The 20,869-nt window shown below is 67.6% G+C and carries 12 protein-coding genes; 7 read left to right on the top strand and 5 right to left on the bottom strand.

Going from position 1 to position 20,869, the window contains the following annotated elements:
* Nucleotides 1–272: 272 nt before the first annotated feature.
* The 7 genes from HZ992_RS06290 to HZ992_RS06260 all read left to right on the top strand — a co-directional run bounded on the left by HZ992_RS06290 (nucleotide 273) and on the right by HZ992_RS06260 (nucleotide 9,145).
* Nucleotides 273–1,271, top strand: a complete 999-nt coding sequence (locus tag HZ992_RS06290; RefSeq protein WP_209385815.1) for an acyltransferase family protein — start codon at nucleotides 273–275, stop codon at nucleotides 1,269–1,271.
* A 101-nt stretch (nucleotides 1,272–1,372) separates the two neighbouring features.
* On the top strand, nucleotides 1,373–3,394 hold the full coding sequence (locus HZ992_RS06285) for a hypothetical protein (RefSeq protein ID WP_209385814.1): 2,022 nt from the start codon (nucleotides 1,373–1,375) through the stop codon (nucleotides 3,392–3,394).
* A gap of 25 nt (nucleotides 3,395–3,419) precedes the next feature.
* Nucleotides 3,420–4,781 (top strand): phenylacetate--CoA ligase family protein, encoded by a 1,362-nt coding sequence (locus HZ992_RS06280; protein WP_209385813.1) that lies wholly within the window; start codon nucleotides 3,420–3,422, stop codon nucleotides 4,779–4,781.
* Between the two features lie 172 nt (nucleotides 4,782–4,953).
* Nucleotides 4,954–6,321, top strand: coding sequence for a phenylacetate--CoA ligase family protein (locus tag HZ992_RS06275; protein ID WP_209385812.1), 1,368 nt, complete (start codon nucleotides 4,954–4,956; stop codon nucleotides 6,319–6,321).
* Between the two features lie 15 nt (nucleotides 6,322–6,336).
* Complete coding sequence (locus HZ992_RS06270) at nucleotides 6,337–7,287, top strand: aldo/keto reductase (RefSeq protein WP_209385811.1); 951 nt, start codon at nucleotides 6,337–6,339, stop codon at nucleotides 7,285–7,287.
* Nucleotides 7,284–7,970, top strand: a complete 687-nt coding sequence (locus HZ992_RS06265; protein WP_209385810.1) for a hypothetical protein — start codon at nucleotides 7,284–7,286, stop codon at nucleotides 7,968–7,970. Before HZ992_RS06270 ends, HZ992_RS06265 begins: the two co-directional genes overlap by 4 nt.
* The gene (locus HZ992_RS06260; protein ID WP_209385809.1) at nucleotides 7,949–9,145 is read left to right on the top strand and encodes a hypothetical protein; all 1,197 of its coding nucleotides are present in this window, start codon (nucleotides 7,949–7,951) and stop codon (nucleotides 9,143–9,145) included. The genes HZ992_RS06265 and HZ992_RS06260 overlap by 22 nt, the downstream gene beginning before the upstream one ends.
* Nucleotides 9,146–9,218: 73 nt before the next feature.
* Here the strand turns inward: HZ992_RS06260 and HZ992_RS06255 are convergent, their stop codons facing one another.
* From HZ992_RS06255 to HZ992_RS06235, 5 genes are all read right to left on the bottom strand, one after another.
* Entirely contained in the window at nucleotides 9,219–11,990 is a 2,772-nt protein-coding gene (locus HZ992_RS06255; protein WP_209385808.1) for a heparinase II/III family protein, read from the bottom strand.
* A 330-nt stretch (nucleotides 11,991–12,320) separates the two neighbouring features.
* Nucleotides 12,321–14,816 (bottom strand): InlB B-repeat-containing protein, encoded by a 2,496-nt coding sequence (locus HZ992_RS06250; protein ID WP_209385807.1) that lies wholly within the window; start codon nucleotides 14,814–14,816, stop codon nucleotides 12,321–12,323.
* 186 nt (nucleotides 14,817–15,002) lie between these two features.
* Nucleotides 15,003–18,527, bottom strand: a complete 3,525-nt coding sequence (locus HZ992_RS06245) for an InlB B-repeat-containing protein (protein WP_209385806.1) — start codon at nucleotides 18,525–18,527, stop codon at nucleotides 15,003–15,005.
* Between the two features lie 90 nt (nucleotides 18,528–18,617).
* Complete coding sequence (locus HZ992_RS06240) at nucleotides 18,618–19,649, bottom strand: polysaccharide deacetylase family protein (protein ID WP_209385805.1); 1,032 nt, start codon at nucleotides 19,647–19,649, stop codon at nucleotides 18,618–18,620.
* Nucleotides 19,646–20,812 carry a hypothetical protein gene (locus tag HZ992_RS06235; protein WP_209385804.1) on the bottom strand — a complete coding sequence of 389 codons (1,167 nt, stop codon included), beginning with the start codon at nucleotides 20,810–20,812 and terminating at the stop codon, nucleotides 19,646–19,648. Before HZ992_RS06235 ends, HZ992_RS06240 begins: the two co-directional genes overlap by 4 nt.
* Nucleotides 20,813–20,869: the final 57 nt, after the last annotated feature.

The raw sequence follows: 20,869 nt of genomic DNA, 5'->3' as shown, positions 1-20,869 counted from the left end.
CCGCCGCCAAGAAAACGATTGCCAGCCCGAGGCCGGCCCGAATCCGGCCCTGGCGGCCGGCATACCCCGTGGAAGACAGACGCATCCGGCGATTATGAGCAAGCCCTCCTGTGGGCAGGATCCCACGCTGCAGGCCCCCGCGCCGCTTCCCCCCTGTTCAAGGGCACCTGCGGCGATCCGGCAGCGATTACATTCGACGCCACAGGCGCATCGCAGCGCCGAACAGGAGCTGGTTTCCCCAGCCCACAGTCGTTGTGATCATCCAAAGTCCCTTGATCGCCGCAGCCGCCGTGCCCGCTGCCGGGCAGCAACTTGCCGACCGTGTCGACTACCTCGATGGGTGGCGAGGCCTGGCCATCGTGCTGGTGCTGCAGTCGCATTTCCTGCCCTCGCACGCCATCGACTCGGGACAACTCGGCGTCGACATCTTCTTCTGCCTCTCCGGCCTGCTGATGAGCAACCTCCTGTTCGTCAAGCGGGTTTCACTGGTGCACTTCTACAAGCGGCGGATCAGCCGCATCCTGCCCGCCTTCCTGCTGTTCATCACCGTGGTCTACGGTCTGGCGGCCTGGGCGGGCATCGGCCGGGGATGGAACGAGATCGCCGCCTCGGCGCTCTTCCTTCGCACCTACCTGCCGGCACAGCCGGACATCTGGAGCACGGGGCTGCCGATCGGCCATCTCTGGTCGCTCAATGTCGAGGAACACAGCTACGTGTTCCTCAGCCTGCTGACGCTGGTCGCGGTGCTGCGAAAGCGCGAGGCGTGGGTGCTCGCGGCGGTGAGCGCGGTGACGATGGGGCTGTACTACGTGTACGAGACGAACCCGCGGATCGCCGCCACCTCGTTCGAGATCCGTACCGAGATCGCGGCCTCGTTCCTGCTCGTCTCGGCGGGCTACTTTCTCGTCAAGCACCGCGTCGCGCCGTACGTGCGGCCCTGGATGCCGCTGCTGGCGCTGGGCCTGGCCGTACCGGGCTACCTGCCGCACGCGCACTGGTGGGTGAGCGCCATCGTGTCGCCGCTGGCGCTGGCCTTCTGCGTCAATCACTTGGCCGTGACACCCACCGCCGTGCGCCAGGCGCTCGCCGCGTGGCCGTTGCGCCAAATGGGCATCTGGTCGTACTCGATCTATCTCTGGCAACAGCCCTTCTACGACTACAAGGCATCCTTTCCGGCCGGCCTGGCGGTCGTCGGGGCGCTGCTCACCGGCCTGGCGTCCTTCTATCTGTTCGAAAACCCCTGCCGGGACTGGATCAACAAGCGCTGGTGACGCCCCTAAGAGACGAGTCTTCGCGCAGCCCCCCAGAACAGACGCTTGCCGCCACGACACGCGGCGCTATCCTGCGCGATTCCGTTTCCGAGCCTCCTGCCATGAGCCTGCGCCGATCCATTGCCATCTGCCTGTCTCTCGCCGCCGTGGCGCTGGGGAGCAGCGCTTTCGCCCAAACCAGCGCCGAAGCCAGGCGGGCGCCGGCGTCGTTCAAGCTGCCCCAGGCGCATCCGCGCATCCTTCTCTCCGACGAGGCCACGAAGGCACGCCTGATGAAGGTGCTCGACAGCCGCTCCGCGGCGGCCGGCCGCTTCCAGGACCAGGTGGCAGGCCAGCTGATGGGGCGTCGTGCCTATGCATTCCAGCCCTGGTACGCCGCCTTGCTGTACCAGCTCACCGGTGACGCCCGGTACGCCAGCTACGCCATCGAGGAAACCGAGAAGTTCGTCGTCGCCGAAGAGGAGAAGATCGCCCGCAACCAGCGCGCTGCGGTGGCCGGAGACAGCTACCTCGAGGTCGGTCAGACCATCGGCAACGTGGCGCTGGTGTACGACTGGTGCCATGCGCTGCTCACTCCGGAGCAGCGCGCACGCTGGGTGAGCTACTCGAACGTGGCGGTGGGCAACGTCTGGAACCACACCGGCGCCAAGTGGGGCAACACCACCTATGCCTGGAGCGGGTGGTCGGTCGACAACCCCTCGAACAACTACTACTACTCGTTCCTGCGCGCGACCATGCTGCTCGGCCTGGCGACGCACGGCGAGAACCCGCAGGCGCCGGCGTGGATCGACAAGTTCCGCAACGCGAAGATCGAGAACCAGCTCATCCCGACCTTCAACCGCGAGTTGCAGGGCGGCGGCTCGCGCGAAGGCACGGGCTACGGCACGGCGATGAAGAACCTGTGGCAGCTGTACGACTGGTGGGAGCGCTCCACCGGCGAACGCATCGCCACGCGCACGCCGCACACGCTGGCCTCGATGGCGCACCTCATGCATAGCATCGTGCCCACGCTGGACCGCCTGGCGCCCACCGGCGACCACGCCCGCGACAGCACCGCCGCGCTGTTCGACTACCACCGCGAATACCTGCTCGAGCTGATGGCCCTGTTCCCGCAGGAGCGACTGTCGGGCGCCGCACGCACGCTGCTCGATTCGTCATCGGTGCCGCAGATGAAGAACAGCTTCATGTTCGTCGCGGACTTTCTCTACGAGCAGCCCGACCTGCAGGCGCGGCCGCTGACCGACCTGTCGACCACCTACTGGGCCCCGGGCACCGGGCAGTTGATGATGCGCTCGGCCTGGGACAGCTCGGCCACCTACGCCAACTTCATCTGCGGCCCCTACACCGAGAGCCACGCGCACCGCGACCAGGGCAGCTTCGTGCTCTTCAAGGGCGCCTGGCTGGCCACCGACTCCAACGTGTTCTCGCGCTCGGGCATCGAACAGGACGAGGAACTGCACAACCTGGTGCGCTTCGACAACGGCGGCGCGCCGGTCAAGCAGGCCTATGGCACGAGCTGCACCCTGGCTGCGCTGGCCGACAACAAGCACTTCACGTACGCGTCGGCCAAGATCACGCCGGTCTACCGCAACAACCCGGCGGTGACGAAGTCCGAGCGCGAGTTCCTCTTCATCAAGCCCGACACCTTCGTGGTGTTCGATCGGGCCAACGTCGGCTCCCCCGCGACGAAGCGCACCTGGACCCTGAACCTCGGCGGGCCGCCGACCGTGGCGGGCGACACGATCGGCTATGCCGACGGCAAGAGCCGGCTCGACGTTCAGCGCCTCGCGCCCGCCGGGCTGACGGCGGAGGTGCGCCAGTGGCCCGAGCTGCGCAAGGGCATGCAGGGCGGCGTGCGTGTCGACGTGGCCGATTCGGCCGGCACGGCCTCGGTGTTCCTGCACGTGCTCTCGGCCAACGGGGCCGTGACCTCGGCCGCGCGGTCCGACGCGCCGGGTCAGACCGGTGCGCAGATCAAGCTGGCCGACGGCCGCACGGCCACGGTCCGGTTTTCCACGCAGGCCAACGGCGCCACGCTGGAGTTGCGCGGTGCGGACCAGTCGCCTCAGTTCAGCGGGCCGCTGCCCACCGGCGTGACGCCACCGGCCCTGTTCGCGAACTGAGCTGCCCTCTTCGACTGGAGAAGCCTTGTACGAGTCACTGTTCCGCAATGCGCTGTTCCCGGCCTACGAGACGCTGGTCAAGCGCCGTGGCACCGCGTCGCACGTTGCCGAGTACGAACGCAACCAGTGGCTCGCTCCGCACGAGCTCCAGGCGCTGCAGTTGCGCAAGCTCAACGAGCTGCTGGCGCACTGCTGGGAGCAGGTGCCCTTCCTGCAACGGCATTGGCGCGAGCACGGCGTGGCCGCTGGCCCGCTCGGCAGCGTCAGCGAACTCGAGCGCTATCCGGTGCTGACCAAGGCGCTCATCAGCGCCCACTACGACGAGATGATTGCGACCAGCTGGCGCGGCCGCACGCTGACCAAGGTCACCGGTGGCTCCACCGGTGACCCGTTCCGATTCGAGTACACGATGGACGTCTATGCGCGGCGCACCGCCGTGATGTGGCGCGGCTACGGCTGGGGCGGCGCGAAGCTCGGCACGCGCACCGGCTACCTGTGGGGCACCGGCCTGCGCAAGGGCGGCTGGGGCGGCTTCAAGGACCGCCTGTACCACGGCGCCTTCAATCGCCGATTCTTCGACGCCTTCTCGCTGACCGAGTCGAACATCGATCCGATCATCGACGAGCTCGTGGCCTACCGGCCGAACGCGATCGTCGGCTACGTCACTCCGGTGGCGCTGGTGGCTCGTCGCATGATCCAGACCGGCCGCACGCTGACTGGCGTGCGCGGCGTGCTCACCGGCGCCGAGGCGCTGTACGACCCGGAACGCCACGACATCGAGCGTGCCTTCGGCTGCCCGGTGTTCAACACCTACGGCTCGCGCGAGGTGATGCTGATGGCCTCGGAGTGCGAGAAGCACCAGGGCCTGCACGTCAACGTCGACCACCTGGTGCTCGAGACGCTCGATGAATCGGGCCGAAACGTCGCCGCAGGCAGTTCGGGCGAGGTCGCCATCACCGACCTGCACAACTTCGGCATGCCGATGGTGCGCTACCTCAACGGCGACCGGGCGACCTACGCGACCAGCGGATGCAGTTGCGGCCGCGGCCTGCCGCTGCTCGCCTCGGTCGACGGGCGCGTGCTCGATCTGATCGAGACCCCCGATGGCCGCCACGTGCCGGGTGAGTTCTTCGTCTACGCCATGCTCGATTGGCCCGATGTCCGCCAGTGGCAGGTGGTGCAGACGGCGCACGACTGCGTGCAGTTCAGGCTGGTCGTCCCGGCGCCTTGGAGCCAGGAGCGCCGCGACAAGCTGACCGCCAAGGTACAGGCCACCGCCGGGACGGGGATGCGGGTGGAGATCGTCGAGGTCGACACGATCCCGACCACGCCGTCCGGCAAGCGCCGGCTCACGATCTCGCTGGCCAACGCCTCCTTGCTGAACTGACAGGTCCGCCAGCGGTACTTCTCCACTGGATTGCGGCCCCTCCCCCACACCGATGCACACGATTCGCAATCGGCCCTCTCTTGCTCAAGGACAGCACCGCCAGCCGGTGCTCCACTTCCGCCCAGGCGACGCGAACCGGTCACGTCGCCGTCATCCAGGGCGGAACAAGAACATGGCAGTGGAGTGGATCGGTAAGCACGTCTATCCCTTTTACGAGGCGCACCTGCGCGGGCGAAAGACCTTCGAATACGTGGCCGAGTACGAGGCCAACCAAAGGCTGTCGAGCGACGAGCTCCACGCGATGCAGTTCGCCAAGCTCAAGCGCCTGATCGTGCACTGCGAGGCGCAGGTGCCCTTCTATCAACGGCACTGGGCGATGGCCGATGTGTCGTCGCACGATCTTCGCGAGCTTGCGGACCTGCGCCATTTCCCGACCATCGACAAGGCCATGATCCGCGCCCACCAGGCCGACATGGTCGCGAGTTCCTGGCAGGGCCGGACGATGCGCAAGTCGACCGGCGGCTCCACCGGGCAGCCCTTCTCGTTCGAATACACGCGCGAGAGCTACGAGCGCCGCATGGCGGTGATGATGCGCGGCTATGCCTGGGCCGGCTGGCGGCAAGGCGAGCGCCGGCTGGACATCTGGGGCACCGAGATCACGCCGACCTCCGCACTGAAGCGCTGGAAGACGCAGCTGCACGACCGCGTGCTCGGCCGCCGCGTGCTGAGCTGCTTCACCATGACGCAGGACAACCTGCCGCAGTACGTGCGGGCGATCGACGACTACCGGCCCAGGGTCATCGTCGGCTACACCAGCGCACTGGTCGAACTCGCGCGCTGGATCGAGCGCCACCAGGGCGCACGCTGGTCGCCGCAGTCGGTGATCACGGCCGCGGAGATGCTCACGCAGGACCAGCGCACGCTGCTCGAACGGGCCTTCCGCGCGCCGGTGTTCCATACCTACGGTTGCCGCGAGTTCATGCTGATCGGCGCGGAGTGCGAGCATCACAACGGCTACCACACGAGCGCCGACCACCTGGTCGTCGAGCTGACGGACGATGCCGGCGTACCCGTCGATTCGGGCAGCGGCCACGTGACGATCACCGACCTGCACAATGAGGGCATGCCATTCGTGCGCTACCTCAACGGCGACCTGGGCCGCACGTCGAACCACCGCGGCGCCTGCGCCTGCGGCCGCAGCTTGCCGCTGCTCGGCGCCGTGGAAGGGCGCAGCCTGGATGTGCTGACCAGCCCGGACGGCCGCATCATCCCCGGCGAGTTCTTCCCGCACCTGATGAAGGACCATTCGGCCATCGAAGGCTTCCAGGTCCGCCAGACGAGCGAGGATCGGCTGAAGATCCTGCTCGTCGGCGAGGGCGGCCGTTCGGAGCCCGTTCAGCAACAGCTTCGCGCCAGCATCGAGAAGCAGACCGGGCCGCAGTTGCGCGTGGATTTCGAGTGGGTCGACGAGATTCCGTTGACGCCGTCGGGAAAGCGGCGCGTGACGGTCCGCGAGATCGAAAGGCCCCCTGCGCGATGACCAGACAGGACGGACGTGCGAACGCGTGACTTCGGCAGGACCGGCCTGAAGGTGTCGGAGCGCGGCTTCGGCGCCTGGGCCATCGGCGGCGCCAGTTACGGCGCCGTGCCGGCGCAGCAGGCGCTCGACGCCCTGGCGCGGGCGGAGGCACTGGGCTGCAACTTCGTCGACACGGCCGCCGTGTACGGCGAGTCGGAAGCGCTGCTCGGTCGCTTCCTGTCGGGCCGCCGCGACCGCTGGATCGTCGCCAGCAAGTACTCGGGCCAGCCGCAGGGCATGACGACGCTGGTGCACGAGCAGCTTCGCCGCCTGAACACCGACCGCATCGACTTCTACCAGCTCCACTGGGCGCCGCGCGGCAAGGACGAAGCACTGTTCGACGAACTCGACGCGCTCAAGCGTGCCGGCAAGCTGCGCTTTGTGGGCGTATCGCTGCGCAGCGCCGGCGACATCGACCATGTGCTCGCCCGGCCCGGCATCGACGGGCTGCAGATCTGCGTGAGCCTGCTCGACCCCGACCCGCTGCTCGCGCGCCTGGCGCTGCTGCGCGAGCGCGGCGTCGGCGTCATCGCCCGCTCGGTGCTCAAGGGAGGTTTTCTCACCGGCAAGTACGACGCGGCGGCGCGCTTCACCGACCCGGCCGACCAGCGGCGCGAGTGGGAGCCGGCTCGCATCCTCACGCTCTCTGAGCAGGCGCGTGCCTTCGACTTCCTGGCCGGATCGGCCGGCTCGCTGCATGCGGCGGCGATCGCATACCCGCTGTCGTACCCTGAAGTGTCGACGGTCATCCTGAGCTGCAAGAGTGTCGAGCAGGTCGAGGCCAATCTCGGCGGCGAGTCGCCGGCCTCGCTGCCGCCGGCCATGCTCGAACGCATCGCACAGGTCCAGCGCTCGCTTGGCGTCTACCCGGCCAGTCGCGCCGCCCGGCTGTGGCGCCGGCTGAAGTCCAGGATCCTGCGCGCATGACGACGGCCTCGCCCCTGCCCACCCGCGAGCTCGTGCTCGGCCGCGGTTCGACCGTGTGGCGGCGCCTGAGCGTCGAGCCATCGCTGGCCGGGCGCGTCGGCGCGGCCATCGGCCACCACGATCTCGCCACCTTCGAGTTCACGCCGGCCGACCGCGTCTGGGTGCTGTCCTACTCGCGGGATCCGCGTGAGAACAGCGCCATGCTGCAGCGGCTGGGTGCGGCGGGCGTGCGCGAGATCGTCTACGTCAGCTCGGCCTCCACCATCGTCGCGCAACGCACCCGCTGCTACGAGTACCCGCGCGTCAAGCTGCAGGCCGAGCAGGAGGCGCTGGCACTGCCGCAGGCGAAACTGCTGACGATCGGCCTGATGCACGACAGCGTCGACGAACTACCGGCCGGCACCAACATCGCCACGCGCTACGGCGAGCTCGCCGCGTTCATGCTGCAGCCCGACTGGCCCGACAGCGGCGGCCGCGGCAAGCGGCTCTTCCACGTCGAGCGGCGCCCGTTCGGCGGCGCGATCGAGCGTGCGGCGTGCGGCATCTATACCTCGCTGTTGATGGCCGCGGGTTCGCGCCCATGCCTGCTTCGCCCCATTGACCTGATCCTGCGCCTGCTCGGCTGGCGCTGGTACGGCTACACCTGCCTGAGCAACCGCCTGTGGACTTCGAAGACATCGTGATCGGTTCGGGACTGGCTGCGCTTGGCGCCGCCATCGGCCTGAAGGGCAGCCCCAGCGTGCTTGTACTGGGCGGGCCGGCGCAGGGCCGATTCAGCCACTACGACGGACGCGCCACCGTGCCGAGTTCGTACCTGGGCGAGGGCGGGCTCGGCAACGACTGGCATGGCGTCATCCCGACCGGCTGGTGCAACGCCTACGACCCGCGCGACGACGAGAGCTATGCCACCCTGTTCCGACATTTCTATCCGCGGACCGACCCGCGGCCTCGCCTGGGGAAGCCGTGGCTGTTCGTGCCATGGAAGCCGATCCGGCCGCGCCCCGAATTCGCCCGGCTGCAGCGCGAGCGCGGCAGCCAGCTCACGCTGGCACAAGAGCTCGCTGTTTCCTTCCGCGCCAGCCGCGCCGGCGTCGCTGTGACCACGGCCACGACGACGCACCGCGCAAGGCGGCTGTGGATTGCCGCCGGCGCGCTGCACACGCCGGGCCTGCTGGAGCGGTCGCTGGGGAACGGCATAGCGCGCGGCCTGGTGTCGGACCACGTGGGTTGTTATGTCGGCCAGGCGGACGGCCTGCCGGCACCGGCGATCCATCGCAACCGTGACGGCGCCTTCTTCCAGGCCTGGCAAGGCGCCTGCACCGACGCGCTGTACACACTGCGCCCGGCGCGCTTTGCCTATCGCACGCTGGACCACGGCATCGAGCAGCGCGCCGTCTTCGGCCTGCCCACCGGCAGCGCGATCGCCAAGATCTCCAAACGCATGTCGCCGGGCTTGCTGGCCGAGGCTTTCTACAACCGCTTCGGACTCTTCCCCAGCGCGCCGCGACACAGCGTCTATGCGCAGGTGCTCGTCCGCGACGCCTATGTGGTCGGCGCGACCGAGACGGCGCTGGCCGCGAAGGAGCAGGCCATCCGCACGGCCACCGACGCCGCGCGCGCGCATGCGCCGTTCGCCGGGGTGCGTGTCTCGCAGCGACCGGAACTCACGATCCCGGGCATTCACCTGCACCACTCGGTGGACCTGCCTGCGCTGGCGCGCGCGGGCGTCGGCGACGCCGACTTTCCGGTGCAGGTGGTCGACGCCTCCGTGCTCAGCGAGATCGGCCCGGAGCACCACAGCTTCAAGATGATGCTGGGGGCGATGGCTCGGGCGCAGCGCGCCGTCGGGCTTGCCTGAAAGAACATCGCCGCCGGGGTTGACCCGGCGGCGATGCGGATGTCGCGGCCTCGATCGAGGCCTGGTGCGAACTTCAGTTCACGAACAAGGCCGGAGCCTGCACGGTGGTCGGGAGAGCACCCGTGGTCAGCACCGTGCCCGCAGCGTCGCGGATCTCCAGCGTGCCGCCCGTACCGGCGGTGCTGAAGCGCACCGTCGCCGTACGGCCGTTGGACATCGTGACCTGCGCGCCGGTCTGTCCGGTGCCATCCGAGCGTGCGCTCGACGTCACAGAACCGTCGGTACCCATCACGTGCAGGAACACCGAGCTGTCGCCGTTGCTGTCGGCCACATCGATCCGCGAGCCCGAGCTCACGATGCCCGAACCCGACCAGGCGTTGACCTGTGTCGTCAGGCCGGCGGGCGAGAGCCGTGTCACGTCCAGTCGGTTGCTGCCGTTGACGACGCTGAAGTTGTCTCCGCTCACCGTCGGAGCGACCGGTGTGTTGAGCGTCCACACGCGGCGCATGCCGGTGCCGCTGGTCTGCACGCGGTCCATCACGACGAAGGTGCCCGGCTTGAGGAACAGGAACTCGCGCTCCACCTTCACCACGCCGGCCACGCCGTTGTAGATCGGTGTCACGCGAGCCACGCCGTAGGCGTAGTTCGCCGTCTCCGTCAGCGCCAGCATCTGGCACTGCGGTGCGCCTTCGCGCTGCCTCATCACCGTGCCGTTCTGTTCGATGCGCACGAGGTTGTGCAGGTTCTCGGCCTGTTCGATGCCTGAAGCGGATGCGACGTTCGAGTCGTAGGCCAGCCAGTTGCCCTTGAACAGCACGAAGCTGCCCTGGTCATGGTGCGCATGGCTTTCCGAATACGGGCCGCAGATGAAGTTGGCGAACGCGGCGTCCCTCGCCCACGACGAGCGCATCGGGAACTGCCCGGTGCCGCTGCCCCAGTAGGCGGTGGCCAGGTTGGTCAGCGGCTGTGCGGGAAGATCGGTCTGGTCGTACAGGAAGTCGCTGTAGTACATGAAGTAGTTCGCCATGCGCGGCACCGTCGAAGCGGCCAGCAGCGACTTGGCGGTGCCGCTGGCGCGGTCCGTCGGGAACAGCCGCATCAGCACCTGCAGATAGTCGCGGTGGTAGTCGAACAGCGCCGCAGTGCTGTCGCGCGCGTGGTCACCCGTGGGCGCCAGGCGATCCAGCGTCGGCGTGATCTGGTGCATCAGGTGGACCATCGAGGCCTGCGTGTGCGGCGTCAGCGTGGCGATGCGCTCGGTGGTGGAACGCTCCCACCAGTCGTACAGGCGCCACAGGTTCTTCATCGCCGTGCCGTAGCCCGTGCCTTCGCGCGAGCCGCCGCCGACGAGGTCGCGGTTGAAGGTCGGCACCAGCTGGTTGGCGATCTTCGCCGTGCGGAACTTGTCGATCCAGGCAGCTGCCTGCGTGTTCTCGCCATAGGTGGCCAGCCCCAGCAGCATGGTGGCCTCGAGGAACGAGTAGTAGTAGTTGTTGACCGGGTTGTCGATCGACCAGCCGCTCCACGCATAGGTGGTATTGCCCCACTTGGCCTGCTGGTAGTTCCAGACGTTCCACACCGCCTGGTTGGCGTAGTTCATCCAGCGCGTGCGCTGGCCGGCGGTCATCGAGTCGCGGCACCAGTCGTAGACCAGGGAGACGTTGCCGATGATCGGGCCGACTTCGAGGTAGCTGTCACCAGCCACCGTGGCGCGCTGGTTGGAGGCGATCAACGCTTCTTCCGATGCGACGAAAGCCTCGGTGCGCGAGACGGCGTACGTGCAGTACGAGGCCGTTCCGGTGACGCGCCCCATCAATGCCGCATACCAGGGCTCGAAGCCATAGATGTTGCTGCCGGCCATCTGGCTGTCGACCATGCCCTTGAAGCGAGTGGCCGACGGTGCCTGGCTCGTCACCAGCGTGCGATAGCGGTTGAGCGTGGCGGCATCGGAGATCAGGATGCGCGGCGTACCGAGCGGCTGAATGACGATGTTGCCGGCCGGTGCCGGCGCGGGTGCAGGTGCAGGTGCAGGTGCAGGTGCAGGTGCAGGTGCAGGTGCAGGTGCGGGTGCAGGTGCAGGTGCGGGTGCAGGTGCAGGTGCAGGTGCGGGTGCGGGTGCGGGTGCAGGTGCGGGTGCGGGTGCCGGTGCCGGTGCCGGTGCCGGTGCGGGTGCGGGTGCGGGTGCGGGTGCCGGTGCCGGTGCCGGTGCCGGCGCGGGAGCAGGAGCAGGAGCAGGAGCAGGAGCAGGTGCAGGTGCAGGTGCAGGTGCAGGTGCAGGTGCAGGTGCAGGTGCAGGTGCAGGTGCAGGAGCAGGAGCAGGAGCAGGTGCAGGTGCAGGTGCAGGTGCAGGTGCAGGTGCAGGTGCAGGTGCAGGTGCAGGTGCCGGCGCGGGTGCCGCAGCCTCTTGCGGCCCGTTCACGGCCGCTGTCGTCGTTGTCCGGTTTCCAGCGGCATCCTCGGCCGTGATGGTCAGGTTGTTGGTGCCGGTCTGCAGGGCGATGCCAGAGGCCGACCAGTCGGCCGCCTGATAGGTCCCGCTGAGCCTGGCCAGCCCATTGCCGCCGCGATCGTTCACCCACCGAACCTTGTACAGGCGCAGGTTGTCGGCAGCCTTGCCGCGCAGAACCAGGGTGCCCGTGCCCGAACCCGACTGGCTATCGATCTCGACCGTGGGCGATTCCTTGTCCATCGACCTCCAGCGCAGCCGTTCGGCCTGCGCCATGTCCGAATCGTCGAGAGTGGCCGTCTGCTGCGCGGTCGTGTCGGCACCACCGCAACCAGCGAGTGCCAGCGCGGCCAGCGCCTGGGCCACGATCAAAGCGGTCTTGTTCAGCTTGAGTTTCATTCCCAACGATCCTTGTGAGGTGTGACCTGCGGCGCCTTCAGCGCGCCTGCATGGCTCATCGACCTGCACGGTACCGGCGCACAGCCCACCCCCGGTAACGGGGGGGCCGACATGTAACGTCGGCAGATGCTCGCCAGCGAAAGCGGCGCAGCCCGCCGGACCCGGATCGCGCCGCGGGAAGCGCAGCACTTGTTACATCACCGCACCGATCAGAGCGTCCTGTATCGCCGAGCCGCGCGACCCGGAGATGGGTGTTGATCGGTTGAGAAGGGCTCGCCATCAAGCAAAACGGCCCCCGAAGGGGCCGCTCTGCTCTGGCGCAAGCAGGGATCAGTTGCGGAACAGCGGCGGGGCCACCACCGTGGTCGGCAAGCTACCGCTGAAGGCGGCCGCACCGTTGAAGGCTGGCAGTTCGAGCGTGCCGCCGGTGCCGCTGTTGGAGAAGCGCACCGTGGCCGTACGTCCGTCGGCCAGCGTGATCTGCGCGCCCGTCTGGTCGGTGCCATTGGCGGCCACGGCGTTGGTGACCGAACCATTGGTGCCCAGCACGTTGAGGAACAGCGACTGCCCCGCGGCACTGTCTGCCACTTCGACACGCCGGCCAGAGAGCGTCGAGGTCAGGTTGGTCGGCGCCACACGCCGCACGTCGAGCCGGTTGGCCCCGGTCACATAGCTGATCAGGTTGCCGTTCAGCGTGGGCGTACCCGGCAGATTCAACGTCCAGATCTTGCTCGTGTTGGTGCCGGTGACGACGCGGTCGAACACCACAAAGGTGCTGGGCCGGATGAACAGGAACTCGCGCTGCACCTTGGTCACCGCCGCGCTGCCGTTGTAGATCGGCGTGACGTCGGCCACCGCGTACGTGAACTGTGCGTTGTCGGCCAGCGCGAGCAGGTTGCAGCGGGGCGCGCCTTCGCGCTGGGGAACCGTGCTGCCGCCTTGGGTGATGCGGACGAGGTTGTGCATTTCCTCGCCCTGCTCGATGCCAGAGGCCGAGTCGACGTTGGCGTCGTAGGCGAGCCAGTTGCCGCGGTAGACGACGAAGCTGCCCTGGTCGTGGTGGGCGTGGCTCTCGCTGTATGGGCCGCAGATGAAGTTGGAGAACGCCGCGCCGGTGTCCCAGCCCGAACGCATCATCAACTGGCCTGTGCCTGGGCCCCAGTAGGTGGTCGACAGGTCGGTCAGCGCCGTCGCCGACAGCTGCGGCGGCTCGTAGATGTAGTCGACGAAGTATTCGAAGTACTGCGACATGCGCGGCACGCTCGACGCGTCGAGCAGCGACTTCGCGGCTCCCGACAGCCGCTCCTGCGGGAAGATCGATATCAACTCGAGCAGGTATTCGCGGTGGTAGTCGAACAGCGCGGCGGTGCTGTCGCGTGCGTGGTCGCCCGTGGGTGCCAGGCGGTCCAGCGTGGGCACGATGCTGTGCATCAGGTGCGCCATCGATGCCAGCGTGTGCGGCGTGCGCGTGGCGATGCGCTCGCCGGTGGAGCGTTCCCACCAGTCGTAGAGCTGCCACAGGTTCTTCATCGCCGTGCCGTAGCCCGTGCCCTCGCGCGAGCCGCCGCCGTCGAGATCACGGTTGAAGGTCGGAATGAGCTGGTTCTCGATCTTCTCGGTGCGGAACTTGTCGATCCAGGCCTGCGCCTGCGAGTTCTCTCCCTGGCTCGCCAGGCCGAGCAGCATGGTCGCCTTCAGGAACGAGTAGTAGTAGTTGTTCGAGGGGTTGTCGATCGACCAGCCACTCCACGCGTAGGTGGTGTTGCCCCACTTGGCCTGCTGGTAGTTCCAGACGTTCCAGACCGCCTGGTTGGCGTAGGTGATCCAGCGCGTGCGCTGCGTCGGCGTGAGCAGGTTGTAGGTCCAGTCGTAGACCAGGGCCACGCTGCCGATCATCGGCCCGACTTCGAGGTAGCTGTCGCCGGCCACCGTCGCACGCTGATTGGCGGCGATGAGCGCCTCTTCCGATGCCACGAACGCATCGGTCCGCTGGATTGCATAGGTGGCGTAGGCTTGCTGGCCGGTCACCTGGTACATCAGCGCCGCGTACCACGGCTCGAAGCCGTAGATGTTGCCGCCGTTCATCTGGCTGTCGACCATGTTCTTGAAGCGCGTGGCCGACGCCGAACCGGAGTTCAGCAGCTGCTGAAGGCAGCTCTTGGTCGCCGCGTGATTGAGCAGCACCTTCGGGTGCGTACTCGAGACCACCGGTGCCGTGGCGGTACCGCGCGGCAGCGTGCAGCCCGCGACGGGGCCGCCCGAACTGGCGAAATTGGCCGACACGATCTGCGCCTGGGACAGCGTGACCACGCAGTTGCCGGTGCCGCTGCACGGACCGCTCCAGCCGCTGAAGGTGTAGCCGGTCGCGGCACTGGCCGTGAGCGTGACGGTGGTGCCGGTGACATAGGCCTCGCCGCAGTCGGTGCCGCAGTTGATGCCTGCCGGGCTCGACGTGACGGTGCCCGAGCCCGCCTTGGAAACGGTCAGCGCGCTGGAGTTGGAGGGCACGGCGGCAAAGCTGGCCGTGACCGTGGTGTCCTGGGTCAAGGTCACCGAACAGCTGCCCGTGCCGCTGCAGGCGCCACCCCAGCCCGAGAACAAGGCACCGGAGGTCGGCGTGGCGGTCAGGGTGACGGTGCTGCCTGCGGCGATCGTCTCGCTGCAATCATTGCCGCAGCTGATGCCCGCCGGCGTCGAGGCGATGCTGCCCGTCCCGGAGGTGGAGGTGGTGAGAACGAAAGTCTGCGTACCTCCGCCTCCGGCATCGGCCGCCTTTTCGCTTCCCGATCCCCCTCCGCACCCTGCGACGGCCATCACCAGCGCCACGATGGCGCTCCCACGAATCAGACTCGAAACCATCAAACCCCCAAAAGGCCGTCGTCAAACACACTTCTGCTCGAAAGCGCAATACGGAATAGTCGCCGGTATTCGGCACCGTTACGTATCCAGTGGTTTCCACGGCGTGCCGCGAACGGCCACGGCAGCCCGGTCACCCGTGTACCCCGGTCACCATCAGTTGCAACTGGTCAGCGACGAGATCCAGCTGCGCAGCAACGCGACGCCGGCCGTGTCCACCACATGGCTGCCGATCGGTGGCATCTGGATCAGGGCGGCACGGCTGTTCACGCGAGCCAGCAGCACTGAACTGTCCGGCAGACCGGGCGAAATGATCTTGGGATTGGTCAACACACCTGCATTCCCGGCGGTCGGATCGACATTGCAGGTGTTCGTCGCCGCCAGCGAGGCCGTGGCCAGCAGGTTCAAGCTCGACGGCGTCGGCCCGTTCGGGCGATGGCAGAACGAACAGTTGGTGTGCAGCCAGGCCCGCGCGCGCAGCGACACGCTGTCAGTGCCGAACGGATCGGACATCTTGGGCTGCGCGGCCGGGTCGCTGATCTGCGGCGTCAACATCGCGATGACTGGCGCGCTCAGCGTGGTGAGCTGGTGCGCCGTGATGCCGGTCTGCGAATAGAGCGCCGTGCGGTTCATCTGCTGCGTCTCGGGCCCCAGGCTGAAGCCGGCCACCGAGGTGTGGCACTGCAAGCACTGCTGCCGGCTCGGGTAGCTCCAGGTCTGGCCGGCGATGGTCACATCCTTGCCGGCCGCGGCGACCAGGGTGGCGTCTGTCTGCCCCGTGTTCCACTCGTAGGAGTAGCCCGCCCAGTCGCCGTTGGACTGCTTCATCATCAACCGGGTCTCGATCAGTTGCCCGCCCAGACGGAAGTCCTTGCGGAACACGCTGCGCGCCGGCGTGCTCCAGTCGCCGTCGGTGCCCGGAGTGAAGGACGCGGTCGAGTTCGGCAACGCGAAGAAGCGTGTCTTCACCGCGTTGTCGGACCAGAACGGCGCATTGATCTCGTAGCCCACCATGCCGGTCGACGGATTCTGCGGGTTGCTGGCCGCGCAGCCGGTGGCCGACAGCTGCGTGGGCACGACAGGCCCGCCGCCTCCGCTGCCCGACGAGAAGGTCAGCTTGTGGATGAAGCCGGTGTCGAAGCCCAGCACGTAGAGCTCGCCATCGGTGCCTTCACCGAAGGACGACGGCATCACCGAGTTGCTCGAGAACGGCGCGATCAGCTGTCGCGTCGTGTAGGTGCCCGCGGTGCTGCCGGCCACCACGGCGCTGAACATCTTGCTGCCGAAGTCGCCGAAGATGTACTGGCCCGCCAGGTCGGTGGTCTGTGTTCCGCGGTAGACGTAGCCACCTGTGATCGATTGGCCGTCGCCGCGCGGCACGGCATAGACGGGATCGGTCAGCCCCGCGCAACCCGAAGTGCAATAGCCCTCCTTCTGTGGCCAGCCGTAGTTGGCCCCCTTGGTGACGATGTTGACTTCCTCGAAACTGCCCCAGCCCACGTCGCCCACCCACAGACGGCCATTGTTGCGGTCGAAGCTCCAGCGCCACGGGTTGCGGAAGCCGCGCGCCCAGACTTCGGGGCAGTTGTTCGCTCCGCCGCGTCCGGTGGCACTGCACAGGGGTTGGCCGGCGTTCGGGTTGTCTGCCGGGATCGCGTAGGTCACCGCGCCGGTGCTCGCGTTCGGATTGATGCGAATGATCTTGCCGAACAGGAACTTGTCGTCCTGCGCCTGCGGGTTGGGGTCGCCGCCGCCGTCGCCGAAGCCGGCGTAGAGGTAACCGTCCGGGCCGAAGGCGAGGTTGCCGCCGTTGTGGTTGCTATCCAGCTTTTCCAGTCCGAGCAGAGGAACCTCGGAGCTCGAGAGCGCCGAAGTGGCCGCCGAGTTGGCGGTGAAGCGCGAGATCTTCGAGCGCAATCGGAACCCACTGGCCGGCGCACCACTGTAGAAGAGATAGAAGTTCTGGTTCTTGCCGGCACCCACGCCGAAGTTCGGGTCGAAGGCCATGCCCAGCAGGCCGGCCTCGAGTTCGCCGGCCGTGACGATCTTGGCCGTGATGTCGATGAACACCGACGAGGTCGTGGTCGAAGCGCTGTTGGCGAACACGCGCACCACACCGCTCTTCTCGACGACGAACCAGCGCGAACTGTCGCCGGGCGCCTGCAGCATCGCCACCGGTTCGGAGAACGACAAGCCGGTGAACGCACGCGGCAGCGTCAGGCTGGCCGTGGTGCTGGTGGGCGGATCGAAAGCGAAGCAGGTGGTGTTGCTCGGCCGCGTGCTCAGGCCGAGGGCGGAGCCGCCGGAGAAGGTGGCGGTCACGGTGGTGGCAGCCGTCAGCGCCGAGGTCGTGCAGCTCGTGCCCGTTCCCGAGCACCCGCCGCCGCTCCAGCCGCCGAACGTGGAGCCGCTGGTGGCCGCGGCCGTCAGGGTGACGGTGCTGCCGTTGGCAAAGCTCGCCGCGCAAGTCGAACCGCAATTGATGCCGGCCGGGGACGATGTGACCGTACCTGCGCCTGTGCCAGCCTTGGCCACGGTCAGCACGCGGGCGACGGCGAAGGTGGCGGTGACGTCGCGCGCCGCCGACATGCTCAGGGCACAGGTCGAGGCCCCTGAGCAGGCACCGCTCCAGCCGGTGAACACCGACCCGGCACCAGCGGCCGCCGTCAGCGTCACCGCCGTGTTCTGTGCATAGGACTCGGTGCAGTCGGCACCGCAACTGATGCCGGCCGGTGCCGAGGTGACCGTTCCCGTCCCTGCCCCGGCACGCGTGACGGTCAGGGGAAAGTTGACTGTCGAGAAGCTGGCCGACACCGTGGTGGCGGCGGTCATGGTCACGACGCAGGTGGTGCCGGTGCCGGTACAGCCGCCACTCCAGCCCTGGAACGAAGCGCCGGATTGCGGCGCCGCGGTCAACGTGACCTGGCTGCCCTGCGCGAGCGACTGCGAGCAGGACGGCGGGCAAACGATGCCGCCCACGCTGGACGACACCGTGCCAGCGCCGGTCACGTTCAGCTGCAGCGCAACGTTGCCAGCGGTCACGGCTGTGAAGGTGGCGTTCACGTTGAGATTGTTGTCGAGCGTCACCACGCAGGTCCCCGTGCCGGTGCATGGCACGTTCGCCCCTCCCCAGCCGGCGAACTGGTAGCCGGTGGCGGGCACCGGCGTGAGCGTCACGGCGGTGCCCTGCGCATACGCTTCACCGCAGTCGGAGCCGCAACTGATGCCCACCGGGTTCGACGACACCGTACCCTGGCCAGTCTTGTTGACTGAAAGCGTGAACGTGAGCTGGTCGAAAGTGGCGGTCACCGTGGCGGCCGCATTCATCGTCATCACGCAGGTTGCCGTTCCGTTGCAACCGCCGCCGGTCCAGCCGACGAAGCGCCAGCCCGCGGCCGGTGTGGCGGTGAGCGTGACCACGGTTCCCGAGGCATAGGTTTCGGCGCAATCGCCGCTGCTGCCGCTGCCGCAGTCGATGCCGGCCACACTGGACGCGATACTGCCCGTGCCAGCCACGGTCACCGTCAGGTCGGCCGTGGCACCGGCTTCGTTCTTGTCCGCGCCGGAGCCGCAGCCGGCCAGCAACAGGGCCACGAGCATCGTGAGCCAGATCATCGACTTGCCGAACCGCATTGTTTCTCCCGTCGTCGGCGGTGCATTCGCACCGACACATCTTGCCAAGCGACGACTATAGGCGGTCGCAAAGCGTGAAGGAATCCACATGTAGCACGGTGGCCAGCCCTTCACCCCAACCGAGGGGGGCGGACTTCGCTATGCGAACAAGGGCGGCACAGCCATCATGGCCCGGAAGCGCTCGCGCGACACATACCGCTCCACCGCCAGCCGGCGCAGCCGGAAGGCATCCAGGTGGGCCGGGTCGATGACGCCGGACTCGTAGGTGAAGCCGAACCGGTAGCCGGCGCGTCGCGCGACATCGATGACCCGATCGCTGTAGGCGCCGGGCCCGCCCACCGGATACGCCAACGCCACCACCGGCTTGCCCGTGTGGACTTCGATCTGCGCCTTGGACTCGAACAGCTCGTGCTCGAGCTTTGCGTTGTCGGTCAGCTTGGCGAGTACCGGGTGAGTCACCGAGTGCGAGCCGATCTCGACGCCGGCGTCGGAGAGGGCTCTGACCTGCGCCCAGCTCATCGGGCCATCGAGGCCGGCACAACCGGCGGGCGACTCCACCGCCATCAGGTCGCGCCAGCGGCGCAGGGTCTCCTGTCGAGCGCCGTCGGACAAGGTCTTGAGATGCGCGAGCGCACGAACGGCAGCACTCCGACGGGCCGCGTGATCGCCCCGGATATCGAGTTCCGGTGCGCCTTCCGCCAGGGGGAGATGCGTCGCCTTCGTGCGCAGCAACTCGTTGACGATCTGGTCGTACCAGTAGGTCTCGCTGGCGTCCATGTAGCCGGTCGCCACGAACACCACCGCCGGCACGCGGTACTGCTTCAGGATCGGCAGCACCACGTCATGGTTGTCGCGGTAGCCGTCGTCGAAGGTGATGATGACGGCACCCCGCGGCACGGGCCGGCCGGCATCCAGCAGTCCGGCCAGGTCGCGGCAGGTGATGACCTCATGATTGGCGGCCAGGAAACGCACCTGCCAATCGAACTCCTCCTGCCAGGCGCTGACGAGTTCGAGGTCAAACGGAAAACTGTTCTCGTCCACGCGAGGCACCACGCGGTGATAGGCAAGCACCTTCACCCGATGCAGCGTCGCCGAATAGACGGCCCCCAGCGGCCGGGCCAGGCCGGCCCGGACCACCAGTTGTGCGGCAAGTTCGCGCTTGGCGATCACGTCGCCACAGCCGTTGCACCCGCCGCCGCACGACTGGCTGCCGGGCGCGGCAGCACGTGATCGCGGTAGTCGGATGGGTTGCCCTCTAGGCCCTGCTCGGCCGCCTTGGCAATGTTGTAGACCTCGCGCGCGTTCACGTAGTGCAGGACGTAGCGCTTGCCGTCGTTGTAGGCTCTTTCGAGGTAGCTGAACATGGCGTCGGCGGGAGCGCCGAGGAGCGTCTCCATGTCGTTCTCCTGCGCGCCATGGGTGTGCACCTTCACGAACACCCACTCGGGCCGCCCCTGAACGTGGATGTGCTGGCGCACCCACAGGTCGACGCGATCATCCGTTGGTGGACTCGAAGCACGGACGTCCGAATTCTCGATGCGCGGAATCACGCCCCATTTGCGGCGGCGCCAGTTCAAGGCCAGTGGTCCCTGCACGATCATCAGGTCCCCACTTTCCTTGCGGCCGACCTCGACGTCCACCCCGTGGTTGTGGGAACAGGGTTTGTGCGGATCGTCCGTGGCGTAGTAGATGCTGTTGATCTTGGCTGTCTGCGTGTCGCTCGGTGCCGAGGGCAGCGTGAAGTCCGCGTAGCAGCCCAGCTCGGCGAGCACGCGGATCTCGTCATTGACGCCGCACCAGCGGCCATCCGGGCGCGAGTTGTCGAGCGCCCAGTTGCCGTGGATGAAGCCGAACTTCAGTTCGCCGGTGACGGGATCTCTCGGCAGAGCACCGTGGCGCTCGTGCAGGATGGCTCCGAAGCGGCGGATCTTCTCGCGCAGGCCATCTGCCGTGTCGTTGTCATGGTGCAGGTGCACCTCGATCTCGCCGTAGCCCCGCCGGCACAGCGCTTCGAGCTTGTCCAGGTGCGGCTTCTCGTATTCCTCTTCCGGGTAGAAGAAGGTGTGCTGGGGCGCCACGCCATCGGCATCACGGTGCCTCGACGCCATGCGCTCGTATCTCTCGCACCAGGCCTGCACGCGCCGCTCCTCGACATCCGCGCTCGGCCGGCCCCACTTCGGCTCGAAGTGGTCGACGAAGCAGAACATCACGTGAACAGGAGCATCAGGACGCGCAGGCAGGCGCCGGCGAAGGTACGAACCGAGCCAGATGTCGGCGTTCTTGCGCTTGAATTCACGTGCGACGACCGCTGCGCCCCCCAGCGCAAGCAGCATCGGCAGCAGCCACCAGATCATCGTTCCCGCCCCACTTATTTCTGTTGTAGTCGAATT

The organism is Rhizobacter sp. AJA081-3 (genome assembly GCF_017795745.1).
In the GTDB taxonomy this organism is placed as follows: Bacteria; Pseudomonadota; Gammaproteobacteria; order Burkholderiales; family Burkholderiaceae_C; genus Piscinibacter.
This window is presented reverse-complemented; position numbering and strand designations above follow the sequence as displayed.